A 24,041-nucleotide genomic window follows, 5' to 3' on the forward strand; every position below is an offset into this window, starting at 1 on the left:
TTTCGGCCCTTCTAGGGTGTCGCGCCGCGGGCCCGGCAATTGCCAAGCAGGCACGGGCGGACACGTGGCAGGACCTGATCAAGTTCGTGTACGTACCGGAGACCGGCAAGCTCCTGACGAGGGCAGTGACCTTCCGGTGTACTGCTCATGTCCCCCTTCGAGGATGCGCGGCCCCACCCCTCCGGGGCTGGCTGTGATGGTGAATTAGCCAGGACATCAGCGGAAAATCACGGACGATGGGGTGGGCACTGACGTACCGGAGAACTCGGAAGGGCGCCGAGATCCCACTGCCCTTCTGAGCGAAGCACGTCGAGACCATGTTGACTCTGGGGCATGACCGCCCGCACTCGGCGACGGACGGCATGGCCACTGCGGCGGCCACCCCGACGGACGCCCAGTAGAAGCTGGTCCTGGGCTTACATCAGCGGCTGGTGTGGTGCGGGCGTGTCCAGTCGAAGTCGAGGCGGGCGTGTCGTTTCATGAGGGTGCGGGTGCCCGTGACCTTGGTGTGGCAGCTGAGGCGGGAGCGGACCGTCAAAGCGGGGGCGTCGCGGACATGGTGGTCGTGGTCCCAGAGGATGACCTGCTGCGTCATCTCCTCGGCGAGCTGTTCGGCGGCCGGCCCGTATGCGTGGATCCCCCCTTCCCACTTCGAAGGGCCGGTCTGCTGGAGCGGCAGGCGGGCGAGGGATCCGTCGCGGACCACGGCAGCTGCGTCCCAGCCCTTGGGGCGCTCGACGATCCCCGTGTCGAGTTCCGGGTCGACGGTCAGGCGGCAGAAGCCGTACATGGTGGTGGCGAGCCACAGCATGAGCTTGTCGAAGGGGGTGTTGCCGGGCAGCGTGACGCCGGTCCGGCGGCAGCTCTGCGTCCGCCATGCCGCCCTCGGGGAAGCGCACGCGGATTTCCCCGCCCCGTAGGGACACGACGTCTTCCATCCGGGCCCCGGCTCCCTGCATGGGGACGAAGCCGCACACCGTGTAGGAGCAGCTGACCAGCTCATCGCCGCGCTTCTCGAAGGCGATGGCCCAGCTGTATCCATGGATTTTCAGCGGCACCACCAGGCGCCCGCCCTCAACGAGCGGGGTGATCCAGGTCGGAGGGATGTCGAGGGCCTGGACGGTCACGAGGATCGCGTCGAGTGAGCCCTCGTCGATAAGGCCGGGAGCGCCGTGCTCGCCGTCTCCCAGGACGACGTGCACTGTAGGGAGCGCGATTTCATGAGCACTGCTTCCTGCGGAAACACCGGATGCCGCGTCTGATGAGCAGTGCGAGGGGGCGGTGATCATGAGCAGAATCGCCAGGCAGGTTCTGGGTGTTGCTTGCTGTCGGTAGTTGGGCCTCGTGCCTGGGGGCGCAAGGGATGCGTTTGGCATGTTCTCCGTCGGAAGCTCGGGGGTGGGGTGAGCTTCAATGGTCACCACGATCGCCGGTTACCCAAACCGGCGAGGCCGACGGGGTGAGGCGAAGGCCGCTGGAGGCCGGTGCTTCACCTACGTGCCCCTCCGCTGTGACTGCTGGGGCCGTGAACCGGCTCGGTGGCAGGCCGGTGGTGGACCCGGAGGCTGATCAGCGCGGTGATCGTGAAGGCGGCGACCTGGTAGAGCATGGCGTGCCGGAACGCGGTGTCCGCATCGGCGGCGGGGGCGTAGTAGGCGAGTCCGGCCGCGGTCACTCCGATGGATCCGCCGAGCTGCTGTGCTGTGGGCAGCAGGCCGGAGACCGAACCGGCTGCGGGGCCGTGCACCTGGGCCAGGATCAGGGTGAACACCGACGCGGTGAAGGCGCCGAACGCGGCTCCGCCGACGGCCAGCACCGGCAGTGCCGTCTGGCGTCCCGCCGCCGAGCCGACGAGAGGGGCCAGCGCCAGGCACATCCCGGCGAGGATCAGGGACGCGACGGTGAGCACCGTCGGCCCGTGCCGGCGAGTGAGAGCGGGCGCGGCTCTGCTGCCGACGACGGCGCCGGCGGCGAACGGCGCCGACGCCAGTGCGGCCGCCAGGGCCGAGTACCCGACAGCGGACTGAAGATGGAGGAAGAGCAGGTAGGTGAAGGAGGGCACGCCCGTGTTGAACACGAACACCAGCAACGTGCCTCTCCGCGCCGACCGGTCACGCAGCACCGCGGGATGGATCAGTGGATCAGGCCGGTGCGGGAGGCTCCGGACGAAGTGGCCGAGGGCGGCCACAGCCACGGCGAAGGAGGCCCACGTCCACCAGGGCCAGCCTGCTTCCCGCCCCAGCGCCAGGGGCAGGACCAGCGCGCCGGCTCCTATGGTGATCAGCAGCGCACCCAGCTTGTCGACGCGGAGTCCGTCCGCTCCGCGGGTGCGGGGCAGCGCGGTCGCTCCTGCCAGCGAGGCGAGCGCCACCGGCACGGTGAGGAGCATCACCGGCCGCCAGCCGAGGCCGAAGAGATCGGCACTGAGGACGAGTCCGCCGATCAGCGGCCCAGCCAGTGACGCGACGGCCATGGTGGCGCCGTACAGGCCGAAGGCGCGCGGCCGGCGCGTTGCAGGAGTGGCGGCCTGGATGAGCGACAGGACCTGGGGGGCGACCAGACCGCTGCCCGCGCCCTGCACCAGCCGGGCAATGACCAGCGATGCGGCGTCGGGGGCACACGCGCCGGCCAGCGAACCCGCGGCGAAGACCACGGTGCCCGCCACGAACAGCCGGCGGTAGCCGTACCGGTCGCCTAGCCGCGCGGCGGGGATGAGCAGGCACGCGTACGTCAGGGTGTATCCGGCGAGGACCAGTTGCACGGCGCCCGGGCTGGCGCCCAGGCCGACCTGTATCGCCGGCGCAGCCACCTGGGCGACAGTGACGTTGAGGAGCTGCACGAACGTGGCGCTGAGCACCACCGGCAGGACGAGGCGTCCGCCGCTCACGGCAGCAGAGCCGCGGCGAGCTCACGGGGGCGGGCGGCGAACGGGCTGTGGCTGCCCGGGAGGGTGCGCACGGTGAACGGATTGCCGGGCATGGCCCGGTCAGCTTCCTCGATCATCAGATCCTGCACGGCCGTGGGCAGCGCCCGGTCGTCCGCGCAGCGCAGGCAGGTCCTTGGGATGCGCCCCCAGCGTTGCGGAGTCACGGTGACCGGGGCGGTGGGGATCGCCAGCGGCAGATCGGGGCTCAGTGCCGAGCGCCAGCGGTCGAAGCGCTCGCGTGGGGTGTCGTGGTAGTGAGTCTGCCGCAGTTCCTCGATATAGGCGGGATCCTGCGAGAGCGGGTTGATCCGCACGGCGCCCAGCTCCCCGGGGTCACCGAGATTGAGAATCTGGCCCCGTGCCGTGGCGTTCTCGGGCGAGCCGAGATAGTCCAAGAACCGGGGCCGCCCGGCGGGCACGAAGGCCGAGAGGTAGACGATCTCGTCGACGAGTTCGGGTGCGCGCTCGGTAGCCAGTGACGCGGGGCCGCCGCCCGCGCTGTGCGCGACGAGCACGACGCGACGGTGGTGGCGGGCCTGGCGCAGCGTGTCAAGCACGGCCTCGGCGCTGTCGTCCATCGTCACGGTGGCGAGCGCGGACTTCTCGGTCAGCAGGCCCGGCTGGCCCGGCTGGAGGTATCCGGTGGGCAGTGGGGCGTCGAAGCCGTGCCCCGGCAGGTCGATGGCCACGCTGGCGGCACCGAGTGCGGCGAGTGCGCGCTGGGTTGCCGCCCACTGTCCGGAGCCGTGCCAGGCGCCGTGCACGAAGACGAAGACGGTGTCGGTGGAGGAAGAATCGGTCATGACCGCATTCCACGCGACCCGGCCCCGATCATCCAGTGAAAGATCTGACAGGCTGCTCGACGATACATGTGAGATATGACTGGGAGGCTGGCCATGGAGGCGCGGCACCTGCGGTACGCACTGACCCTCGCGGAGCACGCACACTTCGGCCGGGCGGCCGGTGCGCTGGGCATAGCGCAGCCCCCGCTGTCCAAGCAGATCGCCGACCTCGAACGGGAAGTTGGCGCCCGCTTGTTCGATCGCACCCGCCAAGGGGTGTTTCCGACGGCGGCGGGCGCGGCTTTCCTCTCCCGGGCGCGCAGGGCGCTCGACGAGATCACGGCGGCCTCGGTCGACGCAGCCAGGGCAGCACGCGGCGAGACGGGACAGCTGCGCCTGGGGTTCATTGCCTCGGCGCTGCTCGAACCCCTGCCGGACGTCCTAGGCCGGTTCGGCCGCGAACGGCCCGACGTGCGATTGGAACTGCACGAGATGGCGACGAACCGCAGCACGGCCGCGCTCGTCGCCGGCGAACTGGACGTGGCGATCGGCCTCGGCCGGCCACGGGGTGTCGGGGCCGAGCAGCTGGTATCGGTCCCGATCGGACACGACCACCTGGTCGCTGTCGTGAGCAGCACGCACCCGTACGCGGGACAGTCGTCGGTGGATGTGGACCAGCTGCGGCGACAGCCGCTGATCGTTGCGCCGGGGGAGGACGAGCCCGCCGTCGTCACCGGGCTGCGGACCCTCCTGGGCAAGGACTCCCCGGCGCTCGTCGGCGCGACCATCGCGAGGGACGTCCACACCATCATCGGCCTCGCCGCCTGCGGGGTGGGCGTCGGTCTGGGACCCTCTCGCATGCTGACGGCCCCACGACGGGGCACCTGGTTCTGCGAGGTGACCCCGCGCACGCCTCTGCCCGATCTGGTCCTGTCCTTCAGCGCCCGGGACCGTTCCCCGGCACTGAACGCCTTCCTCGACGTCATCCGCACGAACTGCCCCGAGGTCGGCGCCGCGCTCGACCACCGGCTCGGCCCACTCGGACCAAAAGAAGAAGGCGACCGCGACTCGACCCCTACCTGACTTCGGACGATGAGCCCGTCCTCGATGTCCAGGAGCCGGGTCCTGGTGCGAGGCGAGCGCACCGCCCGAACCAGAAGATCGTTGACGCCACTGACCGCTACTGAACGTTACTGCTGCTCATGATCACGCGGAAATGCTCGATCGGTGCTCATGACGACGCGGGAGTGCTCACGAAACTGCGGAACCTACACGGACGGGGCCGTATCCGGTCTGGGCGAGGAAGCGGTTGGCGCGGTCGGTGACGGCCGGATCGATGTCCAGGGTAGTGCCGTGACCGGTGGGGCCGACGAGTTCGGCGATGAGGGCGGCGTTGTAGCCGCCGGAGCCGATCTCCAGGACGCGGTGGCCGGGCCGGATGCGGGCGGCTTCGAGCATGTCGGCCTGCAGCCGGGGCACGGAGATGGAGTTGGTGACGCGGCCGTCGTCGCTGTGGCGGGTGGCGACGGTGTCGTTGGCGTACGCCTGGTGGATCGGTACTTCGGGGGCGAAGGCGTGCCGGGGCACGGTGCGCAGGGCCTTGTCGACGGCGGGGGTATGGATGTGGCCGGACTCGGCGAGCTTGTCAGCCAGTTGATGGCGTAGAGCGTCGGCTGCGTCGTGGAGGTCGGTGGAGGGAGAGGCGGTCACGGCGGGCCTTTCGGGCGAGCGGGTCATGCGGGGTCCGCGATGGCGGGTTCGGCGGGTTCGGTGGGCTTGGGGATGCTGGTGGTGGGCGCCTACTGGGCGGCCTGCGTGTCGAACAGGCCATCGAGCGCTACAGCCAGGAACGCGAAGAGGCCGCGAACCGCTTCACCGACGCCCGCGATCAGCTCGGTGCCTGTATCGACAAGGGAGTCGCGAGTGGCCCCGACGACGTGCTGACCCGGCTCCTGTTCGAGTACTGGCCGCGCTGTCTGCGCGACGCCAGGGCCGCGGCCCTGGACAGCGCACTGACGGAACGCCAGATCGCCGTGTACTCAGGAATCCTGGCCCTCGGGCAGGGGCATTTCACCCTCCAGGACCCGCCGCGGCTGCTCGGCGCGAGTTTCGTCGCGATGGAGGACGGCTACCAGATGGAGATCCTCGCCGGCCGCCGCTCCCGCACCGAAGTGATCACCGCCCTGCGTGCCTACGCCCGAGCGGTTACGGGCCACGACGTGGCCGACCCTGTCTGAGGCGCCCGTGTCTGAGGTGCTACGTGCCTGATGCGGCGGCATCCGATGAGCCGGGCACCGCAGTGAGCGACCGCCAGACGCGGCGGACCTGTTCGGCCATGTCGATGTCGGGGTCGCTCAGCCACTGGAGTTGGATGCCGTCGGACGCCGCGACGAGAGCTGAGGCGGTGAAATGCGGGTCGAGCCCGGGGCTCGCCCGGCCGGCCCGCTGCTCGGCCGTGAGGTACTCGGCGATCGTGGCGCGCAGCAGGGCGAAGCGTTCCCTGAAGTACGTGTGGGCCGGGTGTGCGGGGTCGGTCGAGGCTGCGGCAAGGGTGACGTAGAGCCGGACGCGGGCGGCGTTCGCCGCGTTCACCGTCAGGGCCGTGGCCAGGAATTCGCCCGGATCGTGCACGCCGTCCGGGTCGCGGAAGCGCACCTCGGCAGCACGGTCGTTGGCCCGCAGGACCTCCGTCAGCAGGTGGTCCTTGGACTCGAAGTAGTGCATCAGCCCGGTCAGGCTGATGCGACTCTCCTTGGCGACCATCCGCAGGGTGGTGTTCCGCTCGCCCTCGCGGCCGAAGATCTCCAGGGTGACCCCGAGGATCTCCTCCCGCTTGGCGACCCCCTTGGGGTAGGAGCTTCTGGCTGTCACGCGACCACCCTATGCGGCGGGCATCCCGTCTGCGCAAAGCCTTGCCCGCGAAAACAGTACGCCGTACTGTTTCTCGCCAGCCGCAGGTGCGGCACAGTGAAAGTAGGTCCCGATGGCGAGACCCCCCGAGGAGCTCCGTGCTCCCTTCGCGTTGCCCGCCGGTCCGACAGGAGCACCACCACTGGTCGACGGCCGGGCGCTGCGACGCCTGATGGCTTGTGTCGGCCCCGCCAACCTCGGCATCGCCCTCGTATGGGGAGCCGTCCCCGGCACCCTGCTGGCCCTCCAGATCCAGCGCACGGTCGGCGAGGACGCGAAGGTGGGCACGCTCGCGGTCGTCACCACGGTGGGCGCGCTCGTCGCGATGGTCGCCCAGCCCGTCGCGGGAGCCGTCTCGGACCGGACCCGCAGCCGTTTCGGCAGGCGCGGTCCCTGGATCGTGGCGGGCGTGGCAACCGGTGGCCTGGCCCTGATCGGCATGGCGTTCATCCGCTCCGTGCCGGCGACGCTGGCCCTGTGGTGCCTGGTGCAGATCGGCTACAACTTCGCGGCGGGCCCGCTCTCGGCCGTCATGCCCGACCGGGTGCCGCCCGAGAAGCGCGGCCTGTTCTCCACCGTCACCGGCCTCGGTTCCATGTGTGGCTCGCTCCTCGGTCAGGTCTTTGCCGCCGCCTTCGAGGACCGGATCACCACGGCGTACGTGGCGCTCGCCCTGCTCGCCACGGCCCTGGCGGTCGTCTTCGTGACCCTCAATCCGGACCGCCCGAGCCGGAACACGCCCCAAGAGCCCTTCCGGGTACGTGAGTTCCTGAGCGGCCTCTGGCCGAATCCGCGCAAGCACCCTGACTTCTTCTGGGTGTTCGTCAGCAGGCTGAGCACCAACCTGGCGTACTTCCTGGTCTTCGGCTACAAGCTCTACATCCTGCAGGACTACATCGGCCTGCACGGCGTGGCGATCGACCACGTACCCGTCCTTGCGCTGACCGCCGTCGCGGGACTGCTCCCGGCCGCCGTCATCACGGGACCCCTCTCGGACCGGCTCGGCCGGCGAAAGGTGTTCGTGGTGGCCTCGGCGTCCCTCATCGGCTGTGCCATGCTCATCCCGTTCGCCGTCCCCACCATGACCGGCATGACCGTGATGGCCTTCCTCGTGGGTATCGGCTTCGGCTGCTTCCAGGGCGTGGACACGGCCCTCACTTCCCAAGTGCTGCCCTCCGACCGGTCTTTCGCCCGCGACCTCGGCGTTGTGAACGTCGCGGCCACCCTGCCGCAGGTCCTCGCGCCCGCCCTCGCCGGAGCCGTCGTCCTCTGGCTCGGCGGCTACCGCACGCTCTTCCCTCTCGCCCTGGCCTTCGCGCTGCTCGGCGCGGTGGCTGTCATGCGGGTGGAGAGCGTCCGATGACCACGGCGGACCACCACTGCCTCCGCACCGCGCACCAACTCGCACCCCGCTCCAAGGAGAAGACATGAGAACCCCGAACCGGCCGACGGAGACGCCCGGCGAGACGGTGGCCCGGCTGAGCCTGGCCGAGAAGGCCGACCTGACCACCGGCGCGGGCTGGTGGCACACCAGTGCGGTCCCGGACGCGGGCATCCCGGAGGTCCGCCTATCGGACGGCCCGCACGGGCTGCGGTTGCAGAACGACGCCCACGCCGACCATCTGGGCATAAACGGCAGCGACCCTGCCACCTGCTTCCCGCCCGCCGTCACGCTGGCCTCCACCTGGGACGCCGACCTCGCGGGGCGGGTCGGCGACGCACTGGCCCGCGAGTGCCTCGCACACGGCGTGCACGTGCTGCTCGGCCCCGGCGTCAACATCAAGCGCAGCCCGCTGTGCGGACGCAACTTCGAGTACCTCTCCGAAGACCCGCTGCTCAGTGGGGTGTTGGGAACGGCCTGGGTCAAAGGGCTGCAGGCGCAGGGCGTCGGGGCCTCGGTCAAGCACTTCGCCGCGAACAACCAGGAGACCGGCCGCATGTCGGTCAGCGCGGACATCGACGTACGCACACTGCGCGAGATCTATCTCCCGGCCTTCCGTCACGTCGTGACCGAGGCCGAGCCCTGGACCGTCATGTGCGCCTACAACCGTGTCAACGGCGTGCACGCGTCGGAGAATCCCTGGCTTCTGACGGATGTGCTGCGCGGCGAGTGGGGATACGACGGCGTGGTCGTCTCCGACTGGGGCGCCGTCGTAGACCGGGCGCGGGCGCTCGCCGCCGGGCTCGATCTGGAGATGCCGACCTCGTCCGGCGCCGGCCCCGCCCGGGCCGTCGCGGCGGTGGAATCCGGGGAGCTCTCCGAGGAGGCACTGGACCGCAGCGCCGCGCGGGTCGTGGCACTCGCCCGTAAGGCGGCCGCGCAGGCGCGCCCCGGTGCCGTATTCGACCCGGACGCTAACCACGGCCTGGCCCGCGAGGTCGCCACGCGCGGCGCGGTCCTGCTCAAGAACGACGGCCCGCTCCTCCCGCTGGACCCCGCCTCATCCCAACACGTCGCGGTCATCGGCGAGTTCGCGCAGACTCCTCGATACCAGGGTGCGGGCAGCTCGTGTGTGACCCCGACCCGGCTCGACTCCGCACTGACCTCGATCATCGAGGCCGCGCCCGCGGCGCGCGTCACTTTCGCTCCCGGCTTTCCCGTTGACACTCCGGACGCCGATGCGGCAGCGCTGCACGAGGAGGCTGTCCGAGTGGCCGAGAGCGCGGACGTGGCCGTGCTGTTCCTCGGTCTGCCACCGAGCTTCGAGTCCGAGGGCTATGACCGCGAACACATCGAACTCCCGGATGAGCAGACCCGGTTGCTCGCCGACGTCGTCGCGGTGAACCCGAACGCCGTCGTGGTCCTGTCCAACGGTGGCGTGGTCCGGCTGTCCGGGTGGATCGACGACGTCCCGGCCGTCCTGGAAGGCTGGCTGTCCGGCCAGGCCGGTGGTTCGGCCACCGCGGACCTCCTGTTCGGCAGGGCGAACCCGTCGGGGCGTCTCGCGGAGACGATCCCGCTGCGGCTCGCCGACACTCCGGCGTATCTGGCCTGGCCCGGTGAGAACGGTCATGTCACGTACAGCGAGGGCCAGTTCGTCGGCTACCGCCACTACGACGCCCGCGACATGGCGGTCTCCTTCCCCTTCGGGCACGGCCTCTCCTACACCACATTCGACTACGCGGGTCTGCGGGTGGCCCCGGACGCGGACGGACTCGACGTCACCGTGGCGGTCACCAACACGGGGGAGCTGGCCGGCCACGAGGTCGTCCAGGTGTACGTGGCCGCGCCGGGGGAGCGGGCCCGGCGTCCTGTGAGGGAGTTGAAGGGCTTCGGCACGATCTGGCTGGCGCCCGGCGAGACCCGGGACGTCACCGTCCGCGTCGCCCGCGCCGACCTCGCCTATTTCGACACCACGGCCGGTACCTGGCTCGTCGAGGGCGCCGACCACCGTATCGATGTCGGGTCCTCCAGCCGTGACATCCGGCTGACCACGACGGTCCCGGTCGACGGCGACGTCTACGCCGACCATCCCGACGCCGACTCGACCGTCGCGGTATGGCTCGCCCATCCCGTGGGCGGCCCGGCCGTCGAGGCGCTGCTGAGCCGGGTCCGGACGTCCATGGGCGATGCCTACCCCGAGGAGGGAAGCCCTCGGCAGCGCATGGTGGCCAACATGCGCCTCAGCCAGCTCGCCCAGCTCCCGATCGTTCCCCTGGGCTTCGATGACGTACAGGAACTGGTCGAGACGGTACGGTCGGCCGCGGGCGCCGGGCGGGAGGAGGCATCCTGACCCCCGGCGTCATCCCTCACACGGCGACCGTGCGAAACCCGCAGTTTCCACTGCTGGACGCCGGCGTGTTGGCCGAGCGGGCGGCCACGCGGTAGCGGTGGCAGTAGGAGTGGTGGCACAGGTAGGAGCCGCCCCGCATGACACGGCGCTCACCGCTCCGCGGCCCCTGTGGGTCGGTGGCGGGGGAGTGAGCGTAGTAGTCGGGGGCGAACCAGTCCGCGCACCATTCCCAGACGTTCCCGGCGACCTCGTACAGGCCGTGGCCGTTGGGCGGGTAGGTGCGGACCGGGGCGGTCGCCAGCCAGCCGTCCGCGCCGGTGTTGGCGTACGGGAACGCGCCCTGCCAGATGTTGCACAACCACCTTCCGTCGGGGGTGAGTTCGTCGCCCCACGGGAAGCGGCGGCCCGCGTGTCCGCCGCGGGCCGCGTACTCCCACTCGGCCTCGGTCGGCAGGCGGCGGCCCGCCCACGCGCAGTACGCCAGGGCGTCGTCCCAGGACATGTGGACCACGGGGTGGTCCGGCTCTGCGGCGGACAGCGGCCCGTGGGGGTGGCGCCAGTCGGCTCCCCGTATCTCCAGCCACCAGGGGGCAGCCGGGTCTGCCCCAAGGGCGTCCGCCCGCTCGGCTGCGACGGCCAGGTGGAACACGGCGGAACTGCCCTCCCGCTCGGCGACGGTCACGTACGCGGTGTCCGCGACGAACGCCTGGAACATCGCCACGGTCACCGCCGTGACATCGATGGCGAACGGGGTGACGCGTACCGCGTGCACGGGCTGTTCCCCGTCGGCCGGGTAGCCCTCGCCGAAGGCGTCCCCCATCAGGAACTCGTTTCCGGGGAGGGTGACGTGGTCGTGCGCGGGAGGTACATGGGCCGGCGCGGGCAGCGGTCCTGTGGAGCAGATCCGGGTTTCCGGTACGCAACATCCCATTGACGTCTCCATGACGCGAGTATATGAATTCTTACCTAGGTGAAACTGCACATAGCAAGATCGCATACAACCTCCGTACTGAGGGAGTCCACGTCCGTGAAGTTCGAGTACGTCCTGCTCGGCCTGCTGGCCCGGCGCCCCTACAGCGGGTATGACCTGCGCAAGTGGCTCGAGACCGAGGGGCAGTTCCTGTGGGCGCGGGCGCACCACAGCCAGATCTACCGCAAGCTCGGGCAGATGGAGGCCGACGGCTGGGTGCGGCACGAGGTCGACGCGCGCGAGGGCCGCCCGGACGCCAAGGTGTACCGGCTCACGCCGCGTGGGCGCGAGGTCCTCCTGGAATGGGTGCGCTCGCCCTACGAGCCGCCCAGCCGATTCCAGGAGATCGACTTCCTCGCGCGGTTCAGTGTCGCGGCCCCGCTCGACAAGGACGCCGCGATCCGGATCGTCGGGACCGAACTCGATCACCGCCGTGCGCAGATCGCCAACAACCGGGACCGCGACCGCACTCTGTGCTACGAGGACCCGGCACCCGGCCTCGACCAGGACCTCGACCGGCAGGTCCACGACGCGCTCCACACGCTCGGCGCGGCCGCCATGGACCGCTGGGTCGCCTGGCTGGAGCGGACCCTGCGCAGCCTGACAGAAGGGAAGCCCGTCCGATGAGGGCCATCATGGTGATGTTCGACAGCCTCAACCGGCACATGCTGCCGCCGTACGGAGGCGACTGGACCCACGCTCCGAACTTCGCGCGGCTCGCCGAGAGGGCTGTCACCTTCGACAACGCGTACGCGGGCTCGATGCCCTGCATGCCGGCCCGCCGCGAACTCCACACGGGGCGGCACAACTTCCTGCACCGCAGTTGGGGCCCGCTGGAGCCGTTCGACGACTCGATGCCGGAGTTGCTCAAGCAGAACGGCGTGTACACGCATCTGGTCAGCGACCATCCGCACTACTGGGAGGACGGTGGTGCCACCTACCACGGCCGCTACAACACCTGGGAGTTCTTCCGCGGGCAGGAGGGCGACCCGTGGAAGGGACAGGTCGCCGACCCCGAGATACCCGAGGACCTGAAGCGGATGCGCTTCGGCGCCTACCGCCAGGACTGGGTCAACCGCCCCCATATGGCGACGGAGGACCGGCACCCGCAGACCCTCACCTTCGACGCGGGCCTGGACTTCGTCCGCACGAACAAGGACGCCGACCGGTGGTTCGTGCAGATCGAGACCTTCGACCCGCACGAGCCGTTCTTCAGCCACCAGCAGTACAAGGACCTCTATCCGCACGACTACGAAGGGCCGCACTTCGACTGGCCCGACTACAAGCGCGTCGTCGAGACCGACGGCCAGGTGGAGCACGCCCGCTTCGAGTACGGGGCGCTCCTGTCGATGTGCGACCACTCGCTCGGCCGGGTCCTGGACACCATGGACGAGCTGGAGTTGTGGGACGACACCCTGCTGATCGTCAACACCGACCACGGGCTGCTGCTCGGCGAGAAGGGCTGGTGGGGCAAGAGCGTCCAGCCCTGGTTCAACGAGCTGGTGCACCTGCCGCTGTTCGCCTGGGACCCGCGCAACCGCGTTGCGGGCGAGCGGCGTTCGGCGCTGGTGCAGACCGTGGACGTGGCGCCGACCCTCCTCGAGTTCTTCGGCGTCGACCGCCCCGGCGACATGCAGGGCGCACTGCTGCCGGTCGCCGAGGACAGCCCGGTGCGCGAAGCGGGCCTGTTCGGCATCCATGGCGGACACGTCAACGTCACCGACGGCCGCTACGTCTACATGCGGGCGCCCGCCTCACCCGACAACGCGCCCCTGTTCGAACACACCCTGATGCCGACCCACATGCGGGGCCGCTTCTCGCCCGCCGAACTCGCGGACCTGGAACTGGCCGAGCCCTTCGACTTCACAAAGAACGTCCGCACCCTGCGCGTCCCGGGCCGCACCCTCGTCAACCCGTACCACCACGGCACACTCCTCTTCGACCTGGAGACCGACCCCGAGCAGCACACTCCGCTGGTCGACGACGACGTCGAACTCCGCATGGCCACCCACCTCGTGGAACTGATGCGCGCGGGCGACGCCCCGCCCAGCCAGTACGAACGCCTCGGTCTGCCCGCCCACGGGCCGGTCACGGAGAAGCACCTCCTGGTACGGGCCCAGCGCGAGCAGGCCGAACGGGCTGCCCAACCGCTTCCCCGCGCCGAGGACTTCCCCGAGGGCCGTCTCTCGCTGCGTACGCCTCTCGCGGCGCTGATCTCCGATCCGGTCGCCGTCGAAGTGCTGCGCAGGCACCTGCCCGGCGTCGCCGACTCGGAGCTCCTGCAGATGATCGGGGCGACTCCGCTCATCGATGTCGCCGCGATGGCGGGCGCGCTCTTCCCGCCGTCGAACCTTCGCCTGGTGGCCGAGGAGCTCGCTCAGCTCTGAGGCGCTTGCGGCCATGTGAGCCGGTGACGGGGTTGCCGCCCCGTCACCGGCAACTGCCCTCTCCCTCCCGCAGATCTCCCGCCAAGAAGAACGCAGAGAAAAGAGATGGCGCGATGCCTGAGCTTAGTCAGAGCCCCGTCACGCCCAAAGCCGAGGTCCAGGTCGAGGGGCGCTGGCGGCAACTGTCCCTGCTCGGCGGCACGATGCTGGTCGACAGCACCGAGACGAGCCTGGTCAGCAGCCTCTTCCCGCTGATCCGACAGTCCCTCGGCGTCTCGCTCGGCGCCCTCGGAACACTGACCGCCGCCGCAAAGATCGTGGGCGCCTTCACCGGCCCCTTCTGGGTGTGGGCGGCGCAGCGCTGGTCACGCAAAAGCGTCCTCGTGGTGGCCACCGGACTCTGGGGAGTGTGGGGCGTGGCCGCGGGCTTCTCACAGAACTTCACCCAACTGCTCATCCTCTACACCGTGTTGGCGGCAGGCTACGCGGCCGCCAATCCCATCATCACCGAGCTGATCGGCGACCTCTTCGGCGGCTCGTCCCGAGGCCGCGCGGTCGGTGTGGTCTACGGCGCGGTCTCCCTGGTCACCGCCGTGATCGGGCCGCTCAAGGGCCAGCTGGCCGGAGTCGACGACGGCTGGCGTTGGGGCCTGTGGGGCGTCGGCGTCTTCAACATCCTGCTCGGCATCTTCCTGTGGGCGGGGTTCCGCGACCCGGGGCGTGGCGCGGCCGAGGAACAGCTCGCCGACCTCGACCGCGCCACCCGCGACGCCCACTCGAAACTGACCTGGACCAACGCTCTCTCGCTGCTCAGGATCCGCAGCCTGGTGATCCTCCTCGTCTCGCGCCTCCTGTCCGGACACCTCCTGGTGGCCACCTTCGGCGTTGTCTTCCTCGTGGACGTCTACGGCTTCAGCACCCAGAAGGCGTCGATCGTGCTGCTGCCCTTCGGCGTCGGTTACTTCCTCGGCACGCTCCTCGGCGGCATAGCCGCCGACCGGGCCACTCGGCGCAGCCCGCGCCACGGCCTGGTCGCGGTCCTCCAGGCCGCCCAGTTCGCCTTCGCGCTCTTCGCCTACTTCGGCACCCAGTTCGGCTACGACAGCATCGCCGTCTTCGGCATCTTCTTCGCCCTCATGGGCGCGGCCCAAGGCATCAACCCGAGCGTCAACCGCCCCATGGTCATGGCCATCACCCCACCCGAACTGCGCGGCGCCGCGTTCGCCCTCTACGTCTCCATCGTCGAGGCGATCGCCTGGGCCGCCTACAGCCTCGGCACCGGCTTCCTCGGCGACGCCGTCGGACTGCGCACCGTTTTCCTGTGGGCCCTCGTCGTCCTCATGCTGATCAACGGCGCCTTCCTGACGCTCCTCCACCGCTCGTACGCCGATGACGTGGCGCGTGTCCAGAGGGAACTGCACGCGCGTCGCGAACAGGCCCTCGACCCCACCACCTGACGTTTCGCTCCTTCGCCCACCCACTGCCCCCGCACGCGGACACACAGAAGAGAGAACCAGCTCATGACGCACGAACGACGACTGCCTGAGGGTTTCCTGTGGGGCGCCTCCACCGCTGCCCACCAGATCGAGGGCGGCAATACCAACAGCGACTGGTGGGAGTTCGAGCACAGCGGAATCCCCTATGTCAAAGAACCCAGCGGGGACGCCTGCGACAGTTACCACCGCTGGCGCGAGGATATGGACCTGCTGGCTGAACTCGGCTTCACCGACTACCGGTTCAGCATCGAATGGGCCCGCATCGAACCGGCCCCGGGCGAGTTCTCCCGCGCCGCGATCGCCCACTACCGGCGCATGGTCGAGGGCGCCCGCGAACGGGGCCTGCGTCCCATGGTGACGCTGCACCACTTCACCGCACCCCGCTGGTTCGCCCAGCGCGGCGGCTGGGCCGCCGCCGGGTCGGACGAGCTCTTCGCCCGCTACCTCACGGCAGCCGCCCCCATCTTTGCCACGGACGTGGCCCACGTGTGCACCATCAACGAGCCCAACATTCTCTCCGTCATGGCTGCCGCTCAGACGGCCCTCTCCTCGGGGCAGCCCGTGGACTTCGCCGAGAACCCGCCGGCCCCGGACGAAGCCACCACCGATGCACTGATACGGGCGCACGCCCGCGCCGTCGAGACGGTCAAGCCCCTGGCACCGCAGGCGAAAACCGGCTGGTCCGTCGCCAACTTGGTGTGCCAGGCCCTGCCCGGGGCCGAGGACGTCGCCGCCGCCTTCCGGCGCTCGCGGGTGGACGTCTTCCTCGAAGCGGCCCGCGGCGACGACTGGCTCGGCGTGCAGGCGTACACGCGCACGCTCATCGGCCCGAACGGCCGGCTGCCCGTACCCGAGGACGCGGAACGCACCCTCATGGGATGGGAGTACTACCCGCAGGCGCTCGGACACGCCCTGCGGCACAGCGCCTCCGTCACCGGCGGCACCCCGCTGATCGTCACCGAGAACGGCATCGCCACCGGCGACGACGCCCGCCGCATCGAATACACCACCGGCGCCCTGCACTCCCTGGACGCCGCCATGCGCGACGGCATCGACGTCCGCGGCTACTTCCACTGGAGCGCCCTGGACAACTACGAATGGGGCCGCTATGCGCCGACCTTCGGCCTGATCGCCGTCGACCGCGAAACCTTCGTCCGTACCCCCAAGCCCTCGGCCGCCTGGCTCGGCGCCATCGGCCGCACCCGCGCGCTGCCCGGTGAGGCGTGAGGGCACCGAACGGCCGGTGCCCGGCCCTTGCCGACAGAGCGTGTTGACGTCGGGTCACTCTCATCGGGGACGACCTGATGGAGGCCCGCGGTGCCCTTGGCTGACGGTGGTGCGTACGAAGGTGATCCCGCGACACTCCGGTGCAGCGGGACCGCCCGTCCGGAGCCGACGCCGGGGCCGCGCGTGCGGATCTCGCTCAGGACCGGAGGGGTGCGGCCGGGGCGGGCAGGGCCACGTCGGGTCGGCGCGGGTCGGGGTCGGCCGGGATGACGTCGGAGGTCTCCACCAGCCAGCGCAGCACGGCGTCGTGCAGGCGCCTTTCCACGTCGGCGTGTTCGGGGCGGCCCGCGAGGTTGGTGCGCTCGTGCGGGTCCTCGGCCCGGTGGTACAGCTCGGGCGGCTCGTACAGCCGCCACACGTACGTCCACTCCTGGTCCCGGACGGCGACTGCCTTGCCCGCCAGGGTCGGATCCTGGTGCTGGAGCGCGGACTTCAGGTCGTATGGGAAGTCCGCGCGCTCCATCTGTGGTTCCTCGTCGACGGTGAATCCGCCTTCGGTGAAGGCGAGTTCGCGATGTGTTGCCACCGGGTCGCGCAGCAGTGGCAGCAGGCTGCGGCCGAAGTGGCGGTGGGGTGCGGGCGCGCCCGCGAGGTCGAGCACGGTGGGTAGGACGTCGACCATCTCCACCATCGCGTCGCACTCCTGGCCGCCTTCGCCGAGGCCGGCACCGCTGATGATCAGCGGGTCGCGGGTGATGCAGTCGTGCATCGCGGACGGCCACTTCTCGATCACTCCGTGGTCGCCGAGGTATTCGCCGTGGTCGGCGAAGAAGAGGGTTACGGTGTCGTCCGCCGAGCCGGTCTGCTCGACTGCCCGGTTGATGCGGCCGATCTGGTCGTCGAGGCGGGACACCATGCCGTAGTAGGTGGCCACGACCTCGCGCCACTGTTCGGGGGTGACGTTGTCCAGGCCGTGGGCTTCGCGGACGGCGCGCAGGTAGCGCGGTTCGCCGGAAGGATCGCCGGGCGGGGCCGGGTCGGGCACCGCGGCGCGGTCGAACCAGGAGAACCACGGCTCCTCCACCTGGAACGGGCAGTGCGGCGCCACCAGCGGCACGAACAGTACCCAGGGCCGGTCGCGCGGGGGCTCGCGCAGCCACTGCTCGGCGGTGCGCACCGCGGCCTCGTCGGGGTCGATCCGGCCGTCGTCGGGGACCTGGCCCCGGTAGAAGAGGCGGGACCAGACGCCCTTCGGGTACTCCCCGTCATAGAGCCGGGTGGGCCAGGTCGAGAAGCCGTACTCGTCGACGCTGGACTCGGTGACGCCGGGCGCGAAGGTGTCGCCGCGCATTCCGGCCCAAGTGACGTGGTATCCAGCGTCCTTGAGGATGCGCAGAAGGTTCGGCTCGTGGTCTTTGAGCAGGTGGGTGAGGGTGCGGTGGCCCGCGGTGTGCGGGTACCAGCCGGTGAGGATCGAGGCGCGGCTGGGCGAGCAGACCGGGTGCTGGACGTAGGCGTTGGTGAAGCGGGTACCGCGCGCGGCGAGCGCGTCGAGGTGCGGGGTGCTCGCGTGCGGGTTGCCGAAGGAGCCGAGCGCGTCCGCGCGCAGCTGGTCCGGCATGAGGATCAGGAAGTTGGGGCGGGCGGTGCGGGTACTCATGAGGCGTTCTCCGTGTACGGGGTCTGGATGATCTCGGTAACGGTGGTCATGCGGGGTCCGTCGGTCCGGTGACGGCTGCGCGGCGGGCCAGCTCCGACCGGACGGCCGCGGCGTCGCGCACGTAGGGCCGGTAGAGCAGCGTGACCAGGGCGCCGTTGGCCAGCATGAGGACGACGGCCAGCCAGAGGAATGCCGTCTGCAGGCCGAACGCGTCACCGAGATAGCCGACCAGGAGGGAACTGATGGCCCACCCGGCGGCCTCGACCGAGAGCATCAACGCGAAGGCCGCGCTGCGCAGTTCGGGCAGCACCACCGACATCACCACCGGCCGGTTGATGCCGGGAGTGACGCTCTGCGCGGCGCCCACCAGGCTGAACACCACCATGTACGCCCACATCGGGCCCCAGTCGATCTGGGTAGCGGCGTAGGCGACCACGGCATAGGCGACGATCGCCGTCTGCATGGCCGCGATCCGGCCGGTGCGCGGGTGCCGCCGGTGGACCCGGTCGCCGACGAAGCCGCCGAGGAACGTGCCGAGCAGGTAGGTGACGGTGACGGCCGGTGTCACCAGAGAGGCGGTGGCGTTGCTGAAACCGCGCTCGTCGACCAGAAAGGTGACTCCGAAGCTGATCAGGATGAACTGCCCGGTGGTCAGGCGCTGTACGCAGATCAGCAGCAAGGTGCGGTTGCGCAGCAGGCCGCTGAACTGCGCCCGGGTCAGCCCGGCCACGGCGGCCGGTCCGGAGCCCGCGCCGTCCGTGGCGCCGACGCCCGGGTCGTTCAGGAAAGCGAGGATCAGCACGCCGAAGACCACCTGGACGGCGCCGGAGGTGAAGAATCCGTACCGCCAGCCGTTCTCCACGTCCGAGAGCAGGCCGAGCAACGGACCCGTGATACCGAGGCCCAGTGCGGCGATGCCGTACAGCACTCCGGACGCGCGGCCGCGGTCGGCGTCGTCGAAGAGGTCGGCCACCAGGCCGTTGACGAGCGGTCCGCCGCCCGCGATCCCAGCGGAGGCGATGGTGGCCAGGATGAGGAGCTGGACGAAGTTCTGGGCCAGGCCCATGGCCGCGGTCCACACGCCCCAGAAGCCGCAGCAGAAGGCGAGGACGTTCTTGCGCGGCCATCGGCGGGCCAGCGCCACCCAGAGAGGACCGGCGACGACGGTGACCAGCTTGCTCGCGGCGACCAGCTGGCCGAGTGCGGCGAGCGGAAGCCCGAGCGAGGCGCGCAGTGCGGGAAAGAGGACGGACTGGACACTGGACTCGCTGTTGTCCACATTCAACAGGCCGCCCAGGAGGGCGAGTTGACGCCATCGACGGGGAGCGCCCGGCGGTGGCGCCTTCGTGCGCGGCGGGACGGATCGTACGGGTGCAGGCGGTACTGGTGGTACGGCGTCGGTCGGCATCACGGCTCCTTCGCCGGTGCGGGGTGCGTGCGCGGGTGGGCGGCTCAGCCGTTCTGCTGGGTGGATGCGCGCTGGTCGCGGGTCTGCAGCAGGTGGACCCAGCGTTCGAGGAGCTCGGCGGTGCGCGGCCGGTCGGGGGCGTGCCAGGACACGGGGATGTTCAGCGTGGCGAGGCGCTGCTCCAGGTCGTCGGCGAGGTGGCCGCGGTCGGTGGCGCGCAGGTGCGCGGCGTAGCGGGCGGGGTCGTTGTAGTACGTGGGCCCGGTCTGCAGGGTGGTCTGCATGGGGTCGGGCAGAGCGCCGGGGCGGCCCGCGTACTCGTGCCACCACTCGGCGAGATGCGACCGCATTCGTGCGGCGAGGTCGGGTTCCTCGTTCATCAAGTCCCGTGTCAGATAGGGGTCCTTGGTGACGTCGAAGAGCTGCTCCCACTCGGTTCGGAAGCTGCCGGGGTGGTAGGTGCGCAGGTAGAGGTGGTCGCGGGTGCGGACGGCGCGCTGGTAGGTGTGGGCGCCGTGCCCGAGGACGAGGTACTCGCGCGAGTCGATCGTCTCGCCGCGGATCGCGGGCGCGAACGACGTCCCCTGCCAGCCGGCAGGGACGTCCAGGCCGAGCAAGTCGCACAGGGTGGGGGCGAGGTCGATGTTATAGAGGAGGGCGTCGTTGCGGCGGGCCTCGTCGGGCAGCCGGTCGGTGAGCCCCGGCCAGTGCACGATCAGTGGGACACGATGAACGGGTTCGCTGGCGTGCCCGTGTTCGGCGTACGAGCCCAGCTCGCCGAAGGACTCCCCGTGGTCCGCGCTGACGATCACCGCGGTCTCGTCGGCTATCCCCAACTCCTCCAGGGTGGCGAGGAGTTGGCCGAAGTGGTGGTCCCAGTAGGCGATGGCGCCGTCGAATCCGTTGATCAGGTGCTCGAAGTCGGCGCGGGAACGGATCGCGTCCGGCATGTTGTGCGGGACGGGCGAGGTGCCGGCGCCGCTGATCGAGTAGTGCAGATCGAGAGCGCTGCGCGGACCGTACACCTCGGCGTGCGCGGCGATCGTCTCCTCGTCCGGCCAGGACTGCACGGGCCCCGAGGCGGCCATCTGCTCGGTCCACTCGGCGGGCTGCGTGTAGTTGGTGTGCGGGTCCCAATAGGTCAGGTGTAGATACCAGTTGTCGTCGTCCGCGTGCCGGCGCAGCCAGTCGATCGCGGCGCGGTTGACGTCGTGCGCCTCCTCGTCGCCCAGCCGGTCGGTGGCGCGGATCGACTCACGGAAGTTGGCGTGGAAGAAGTACGCGCGGTGGCGCTCGGCGAAGACCGACACGGCGGCGGTGTAGTACCCGCCGAAGCCGAGGCGCTGGCCGAGCAGCGGCCGGTCGGGCTCGGGGCCGTGCCCGGCGTCGAGCCGGAACTGCGCGGCTGGGCCGAAGTGCCCGATCACTCCGTTCGTGATGCCGAACTGGCCACTTGTCAGGGCGGTACGGGACGGCAGGCACGGCGAGTCGGAGCAGTAGTAGCGGTCGAAGGTGACGGACTTGTCGGCGAGCTCTTGCAGGTGGGGGGTGGTGGGCCGGTGATATCCGTACGGGGTGGTGTGGTCGGCGCGGAGGGTGTCCACGTCGACGTAGATGATGCGCATGTGTGTCTCCCTGGAGGGGGATCGGGCAGGGGGGATTGCCACGTGGCGGTGCGGCTCGTCACGTGCTGCGGAAGCGGTACGGGGTGCTGGGGTGTAGGGGCTTTGCAGGTGTGGCGGGGTCAGCGGCCGAGCCGCGCCACCAGGCGGGCCTCGGTGAGCTGGAGCCAGGCGATGTAGGAAGCCGTGAACGCGTAACCGTGCTCGTGGGCCATGGTGTGCACCTCTCGCGCCCAGTCCGCGTCGAGACCGTCGATCTGGGGCTCGTACTCGACGGGGACGGGCGCGGCGGCGCTGAGTGCGTCGTGCTTGAGCCGGTGGGCCAGCTCGGTGCGGACGACGTCCAGGGCGATCTCGGGGTCGAGTTGCCCGGCGAAGACGAAGCGCAGCTTGAACTCCGGGTCCATGGGGCGCAGCGACGGCTCGTACGGGGAGCGCGCCCATGTGAGCAGCGCCTGTTCGCCCTCCTCGGTGAGCCGGTAGACCTTGGCGTCCGGGCGGCCCTCGCGTGGGTCGACGTCGAAGTTCACCCAGCCGCGCTCCACCAGGGTGCCGAGCCGGCGGTAGATCTGCGGCAGCTTGACGCCGTACCCGATGTACCGGCCCGGACCCTCCATCCAGCGGCGCAGGTCGTAGCCGGACAGGCGGCGAAGCGCCAGCGCACCGAGGATCACGTAGTCGAGCTGCATCCGAACCTCTTATGTTCTCAGGAACCTAGCAAGGCTCAGATTCACCCGCCGCCCGGACGGTGTCAAGAGTCTTCACACGGGTGCGACGCAGCGGAAACCCGCGTGCCCGCTGGAACTGTCCGGGCTGTTGGCGGTCCGGGCCGCGACGCGGTAGCGGTTGCAGTACGAGACGTGGCACATGTGCGAGCCGCCGCGCATCGCCTTGTCCGAACCGCCGTGCGGGCCTTGGGGGTTGACCGGCGGTCGGGCGCATCCGTGGTCCGTGGTCCACCAGTCGGCACACCACTCCCAGACGTTGCCGGAGGTGTTGTGCAGGCCGAAGCCGTTGGGCTCGAAGGCGTCGACGGGCGCCGTGCCGCGATAGCCGTCCGCGGCGGTGTTCTTCACGGGAAAGGTGCCGCGCCATATGTTGCAGCGGTACCTGCCGTCGGGGTCGAGCTCGTCGCCCCAGGGGTATCGCCGCTGCTCGAGCCCTCCGCGGGCTGCGTACTCCCACTCTGCCTCGGTCGGCAGCCGCTTGCCCGCCCACGCGGCGTACGCGGTGGCGTCGTTCCAGGACACGTGCACGACCGGGTGGTCACCGCGCCCCTCCGGCGTGCTGCCGGGCCCCTCCGGTCGGTCCCAGGCGGCGCCCCGCACTCCGCACCACCAGGGGGTGCGCTCCGGCCGGGGCGCGCCGCGCCGCAGGGCCGCGGGCAGGAACCCGGCGAACACGTACGACCAGCCGACGCGTTCGGCGTCGGTGCGGTATCCGGTGTCGGCGACGAAGGCCGCGTACTGCTCGTTGGTCACCGCGCACGCGTCGATGCGGAACGGGTCGAGCCGCACGGCCCGCACCGGCCCCTCGCCGTCCCCGGCGAAGCCCTCGGTGTCGTCCGTGCCCATCAGGAACTCGCCGCCCGGCAGTGACACCATCCCCCGTTCGTCGCGCATCCGGCCCGGCGCCGCGGTCAGGGGTACGGTCGCGGAAACGGCTGTCGGTCCTCCGCCGGTCGGCATGCAGCAGCGCGCGGGGCCGCGGGAATCGCTCATCTCGGCTCTGATCCTCCTGGTCGTCGGGGGCGTCCGCATCGGCACCCCTCCTATGTTCTCCCGAACATAACCATGCGGAGCCCCGACGAGGAAGAGGTGCCGGGGTCAGACCTGCGGCAGGGCGAAGGGGACGTGCCCGACGGCGCGGCCGGTGGTGTCGAGGAGCCGGCCCATGCGCTTACGGGAGTGGAGGAAGACAGTGCGGTCGCTGACCTTCAGATGCGGGAAGCGTTCCGCGAGGTGCGCCTCGAAGGGGTCGATGGCATGCAGGCCGCGCAGCCAGACCATGACCAGGAGGTTGTCGGAGCCGCTGACGGACACGGCCAGGCGCACGTCTTCGCTGCGAGCCAGTGCGTGGCCCGTGGCCTCGAGGTGGGTGTGGGGGACAGCGGTGCGGTACAGCACGACGGTCGAGAGCCCGGCGAGGGGATGGGCCAGGTCGCAGCGGAAGGTGATGTCCCGGTACCTGATCATCCGCTGGAGCCGGCGCCGGGCGGTGTGTTCGCTCATACCGGTCGCGGCGCCCAGGTCGGTGTAGCCGAGGCGTCCGTCGCGGCCGAGAGCGTCCAGGAGGGCCTGGTCCTCGGGCGGCGGCCGGTGGTGCATGTGGGCGCTGTACGGGGTCGGATGTGAGGTGCGCGGGGCGGAGAGTTCCGTGTCGCCGGACGGTGCCATGGCCCGCATGCGCCAGTCGCCGCCTTCGCTGTACAGGGTGATGCCGAGGCGTGTGCGGGTGGACCGTACGCCCTTCAGGCCGCCGATCAGACCGTGCACGGACCGGCCGAGGGCGGGCAGGTCGGCCGCGACGACCGAGGCCAGGAGATCGAAGTCGCCGGCCGTCTCGTCGACGCTGAACACCCAGGGCATGCCGGCCAGGGCTGCGCCGACGGATTCCACGGCCCGGGGCCGGCACCGGACCTCGACGTAGGCGACGGTCGCGGCCTTCGCCGAGTCGTACGCGCTGACCCAGGCCAGACCGCCCGCGCGCAGCCGCTCCCACCGGCGGGCCGCCGTCGTCGCGTCCACGCCGAGCGCCCGGCCGATCCGGGACCAGGGTGCCCGGGGAGCGGCCTGGAGCGCGTCGACTAGGGCCAGGTCCAACTCGGAGAAGGAGGCACTCTCGTCCGCGATGCGGGAATCGGGGAACGGGGCTCGTCCTGAGATGTTTTCCTGCAATTCTCCATGGATTCCTGTCACA

The 24,041-nt window shown here is 70.4% G+C and carries 20 protein-coding genes and 1 pseudogene; 8 read left to right on the plus strand and 13 right to left on the minus strand.

What is annotated here, in order from left to right; translation table 11 throughout:
* Window positions 1–421: 421 nt before the first annotated feature.
* From AC068B_RS38910 to AC068B_RS38925, 4 genes and pseudogenes are all read right to left on the minus strand, one after another.
* On the minus strand, window positions 422–811 hold the full coding sequence (locus AC068B_RS38910; protein ID WP_478676271.1) for a hypothetical protein: 390 nt from the start codon (window positions 809–811) through the stop codon (window positions 422–424).
* A 154-nt stretch (window positions 812–965) separates the two neighbouring features.
* A pseudogene (locus AC068B_RS38915) lies at window positions 966–1,376 on the minus strand (hypothetical protein); the annotation flags it as partial.
* Between the two features lie 113 nt (window positions 1,377–1,489).
* Window positions 1,490–2,887, minus strand: a complete 1,398-nt coding sequence (locus tag AC068B_RS38920) for an MFS transporter (RefSeq protein WP_478676191.1) — start codon at window positions 2,885–2,887, stop codon at window positions 1,490–1,492.
* Window positions 2,884–3,729, minus strand: coding sequence for an alpha/beta fold hydrolase (locus tag AC068B_RS38925; RefSeq protein WP_478676192.1), 846 nt, complete (start codon window positions 3,727–3,729; stop codon window positions 2,884–2,886). The genes AC068B_RS38920 and AC068B_RS38925 overlap by 4 nt, the downstream gene beginning before the upstream one ends.
* A gap of 93 nt (window positions 3,730–3,822) precedes the next feature.
* On the opposite strand from AC068B_RS38925, the gene AC068B_RS38930 reads away from it, so the two are divergent.
* Entirely contained in the window at window positions 3,823–4,791 is a 969-nt protein-coding gene (locus AC068B_RS38930) for a LysR family transcriptional regulator (RefSeq protein ID WP_478676193.1), read from the plus strand.
* 168 nt (window positions 4,792–4,959) lie between these two features.
* Here the strand turns inward: AC068B_RS38930 and AC068B_RS38935 are convergent, their stop codons facing one another.
* A complete protein-coding gene (locus AC068B_RS38935; protein ID WP_478676194.1) occupies window positions 4,960–5,445 on the minus strand; it encodes a hypothetical protein in 486 nt (161 codons plus the stop codon).
* Between the two features lie 200 nt (window positions 5,446–5,645).
* On the opposite strand from AC068B_RS38935, the gene AC068B_RS38940 reads away from it, so the two are divergent.
* Window positions 5,646–5,945, plus strand: a complete 300-nt coding sequence (locus tag AC068B_RS38940) for a hypothetical protein (RefSeq protein WP_478676195.1) — start codon at window positions 5,646–5,648, stop codon at window positions 5,943–5,945.
* Window positions 5,946–5,964: 19 nt separating this feature from the next.
* Here the strand turns inward: AC068B_RS38940 and AC068B_RS38945 are convergent, their stop codons facing one another.
* The gene (locus tag AC068B_RS38945) at window positions 5,965–6,579 is read right to left on the minus strand and encodes a TetR/AcrR family transcriptional regulator (RefSeq protein ID WP_478676196.1); all 615 of its coding nucleotides are present in this window, start codon (window positions 6,577–6,579) and stop codon (window positions 5,965–5,967) included.
* A 112-nt stretch (window positions 6,580–6,691) separates the two neighbouring features.
* On the opposite strand from AC068B_RS38945, the gene AC068B_RS38950 reads away from it, so the two are divergent.
* Window positions 6,692–7,981, plus strand: a complete 1,290-nt coding sequence (locus AC068B_RS38950; protein ID WP_478676197.1) for an MFS transporter — start codon at window positions 6,692–6,694, stop codon at window positions 7,979–7,981.
* Window positions 7,982–8,045: 64 nt separating this feature from the next.
* A complete protein-coding gene (locus tag AC068B_RS38955) occupies window positions 8,046–10,352 on the plus strand; it encodes a glycoside hydrolase family 3 C-terminal domain-containing protein (protein ID WP_478676198.1) in 2,307 nt (768 codons plus the stop codon).
* 16 nt (window positions 10,353–10,368) lie between these two features.
* On the opposite strand, the gene AC068B_RS38960 is transcribed toward AC068B_RS38955, so the two are convergent.
* The gene (locus tag AC068B_RS38960) at window positions 10,369–11,295 is read right to left on the minus strand and encodes a formylglycine-generating enzyme family protein (RefSeq protein WP_478676199.1); all 927 of its coding nucleotides are present in this window, start codon (window positions 11,293–11,295) and stop codon (window positions 10,369–10,371) included.
* A gap of 84 nt (window positions 11,296–11,379) precedes the next feature.
* Here AC068B_RS38960 and AC068B_RS38965 point away from each other — a divergent pair, with 84 nt between their 5' ends.
* The 4 genes from AC068B_RS38965 (at window position 11,380) to AC068B_RS38980 (ending at window position 16,432) form a co-directional block, all read left to right on the plus strand.
* Window positions 11,380–11,949, plus strand: coding sequence for a PadR family transcriptional regulator (locus AC068B_RS38965; RefSeq protein WP_478676200.1), 570 nt, complete (start codon window positions 11,380–11,382; stop codon window positions 11,947–11,949).
* Window positions 11,946–13,709 (plus strand): sulfatase, encoded by a 1,764-nt coding sequence (locus tag AC068B_RS38970; protein WP_478676201.1) that lies wholly within the window; start codon window positions 11,946–11,948, stop codon window positions 13,707–13,709. Before AC068B_RS38965 ends, AC068B_RS38970 begins: the two co-directional genes overlap by 4 nt.
* A gap of 113 nt (window positions 13,710–13,822) precedes the next feature.
* Window positions 13,823–15,166, plus strand: coding sequence for an MFS transporter (locus tag AC068B_RS38975; RefSeq protein ID WP_478676202.1), 1,344 nt, complete (start codon window positions 13,823–13,825; stop codon window positions 15,164–15,166).
* Between the two features lie 63 nt (window positions 15,167–15,229).
* On the plus strand, window positions 15,230–16,432 hold the full coding sequence (locus AC068B_RS38980; RefSeq protein ID WP_478676203.1) for a glycoside hydrolase family 1 protein: 1,203 nt from the start codon (window positions 15,230–15,232) through the stop codon (window positions 16,430–16,432).
* Window positions 16,433–16,628: 196 nt separating this feature from the next.
* Here the strand turns inward: AC068B_RS38980 and AC068B_RS38985 are convergent, their stop codons facing one another.
* The 6 genes from AC068B_RS38985 to AC068B_RS39010 all read right to left on the minus strand — a co-directional run bounded on the left by AC068B_RS38985 (window position 16,629) and on the right by AC068B_RS39010 (window position 24,019).
* On the minus strand, window positions 16,629–18,092 hold the full coding sequence (locus AC068B_RS38985) for a sulfatase family protein (protein ID WP_478676204.1): 1,464 nt from the start codon (window positions 18,090–18,092) through the stop codon (window positions 16,629–16,631).
* A gap of 46 nt (window positions 18,093–18,138) precedes the next feature.
* Window positions 18,139–19,371, minus strand: coding sequence for an MFS transporter (locus AC068B_RS38990; protein WP_478676205.1), 1,233 nt, complete (start codon window positions 19,369–19,371; stop codon window positions 18,139–18,141).
* Window positions 19,372–19,544: 173 nt separating this feature from the next.
* On the minus strand, window positions 19,545–21,125 hold the full coding sequence (locus AC068B_RS38995) for a sulfatase family protein (protein ID WP_478676206.1): 1,581 nt from the start codon (window positions 21,123–21,125) through the stop codon (window positions 19,545–19,547).
* Window positions 21,126–21,244: 119 nt separating this feature from the next.
* The gene (locus tag AC068B_RS39000; protein ID WP_478676207.1) at window positions 21,245–21,811 is read right to left on the minus strand and encodes a PadR family transcriptional regulator; all 567 of its coding nucleotides are present in this window, start codon (window positions 21,809–21,811) and stop codon (window positions 21,245–21,247) included.
* 72 nt (window positions 21,812–21,883) lie between these two features.
* The gene (locus AC068B_RS39005; RefSeq protein WP_478676208.1) at window positions 21,884–22,843 is read right to left on the minus strand and encodes a formylglycine-generating enzyme family protein; all 960 of its coding nucleotides are present in this window, start codon (window positions 22,841–22,843) and stop codon (window positions 21,884–21,886) included.
* 105 nt (window positions 22,844–22,948) lie between these two features.
* Window positions 22,949–24,019, minus strand: a complete 1,071-nt coding sequence (locus AC068B_RS39010; protein WP_478676209.1) for an Lrp/AsnC family transcriptional regulator — start codon at window positions 24,017–24,019, stop codon at window positions 22,949–22,951.
* Window positions 24,020–24,041 lie beyond the last annotated feature (22 nt).

It is taken from the genome of Streptomyces sp. NPDC042371, from assembly GCF_056437465.1.

Bases quoted from the DNA above. Each gene is read 5' to 3' on its own strand.
- AC068B_RS38960 (WP_478676199.1), bottom strand. From the start codon at position 11,295: ATGGAGACGTCAATGGGATGTTGCGTACCGGAAACCCGGATCTGCTCC.
- AC068B_RS38950 (WP_478676197.1), top strand. From the start codon at position 6,692: ATGGCGAGACCCCCCGAGGAGCTCCGTGCTCCCTTCGCGTTGCCCGCC.
- AC068B_RS38910 (WP_478676271.1), bottom strand. From the start codon at position 811: ATGCTGTGGCTCGCCACCACCATGTACGGCTTCTGCCGCCTGACCGTC.
- AC068B_RS39005 (WP_478676208.1), bottom strand. From the start codon at position 22,843: ATGAGCGATTCCCGCGGCCCCGCGCGCTGCTGCATGCCGACCGGCGGA.
- AC068B_RS38980 (WP_478676203.1), top strand. From the start codon at position 15,230: ATGACGCACGAACGACGACTGCCTGAGGGTTTCCTGTGGGGCGCCTCC.
- AC068B_RS38935 (WP_478676194.1), bottom strand. From the start codon at position 5,445: ATGACCCGCTCGCCCGAAAGGCCCGCCGTGACCGCCTCTCCCTCCACC.
- AC068B_RS38955 (WP_478676198.1), top strand. From the start codon at position 8,046: ATGAGAACCCCGAACCGGCCGACGGAGACGCCCGGCGAGACGGTGGCC.
- AC068B_RS38985 (WP_478676204.1), bottom strand. From the start codon at position 18,092: ATGAGTACCCGCACCGCCCGCCCCAACTTCCTGATCCTCATGCCGGAC.
- AC068B_RS38975 (WP_478676202.1), top strand. From the start codon at position 13,823: ATGCCTGAGCTTAGTCAGAGCCCCGTCACGCCCAAAGCCGAGGTCCAG.
- AC068B_RS38925 (WP_478676192.1), bottom strand. From the start codon at position 3,729: ATGACCGATTCTTCCTCCACCGACACCGTCTTCGTCTTCGTGCACGGC.
- AC068B_RS38930 (WP_478676193.1), top strand. From the start codon at position 3,823: ATGGAGGCGCGGCACCTGCGGTACGCACTGACCCTCGCGGAGCACGCA.
- AC068B_RS39000 (WP_478676207.1), bottom strand. From the start codon at position 21,811: ATGCAGCTCGACTACGTGATCCTCGGTGCGCTGGCGCTTCGCCGCCTG.
- AC068B_RS38995 (WP_478676206.1), bottom strand. From the start codon at position 21,125: ATGCGCATCATCTACGTCGACGTGGACACCCTCCGCGCCGACCACACC.
- AC068B_RS38970 (WP_478676201.1), top strand. From the start codon at position 11,946: ATGAGGGCCATCATGGTGATGTTCGACAGCCTCAACCGGCACATGCTG.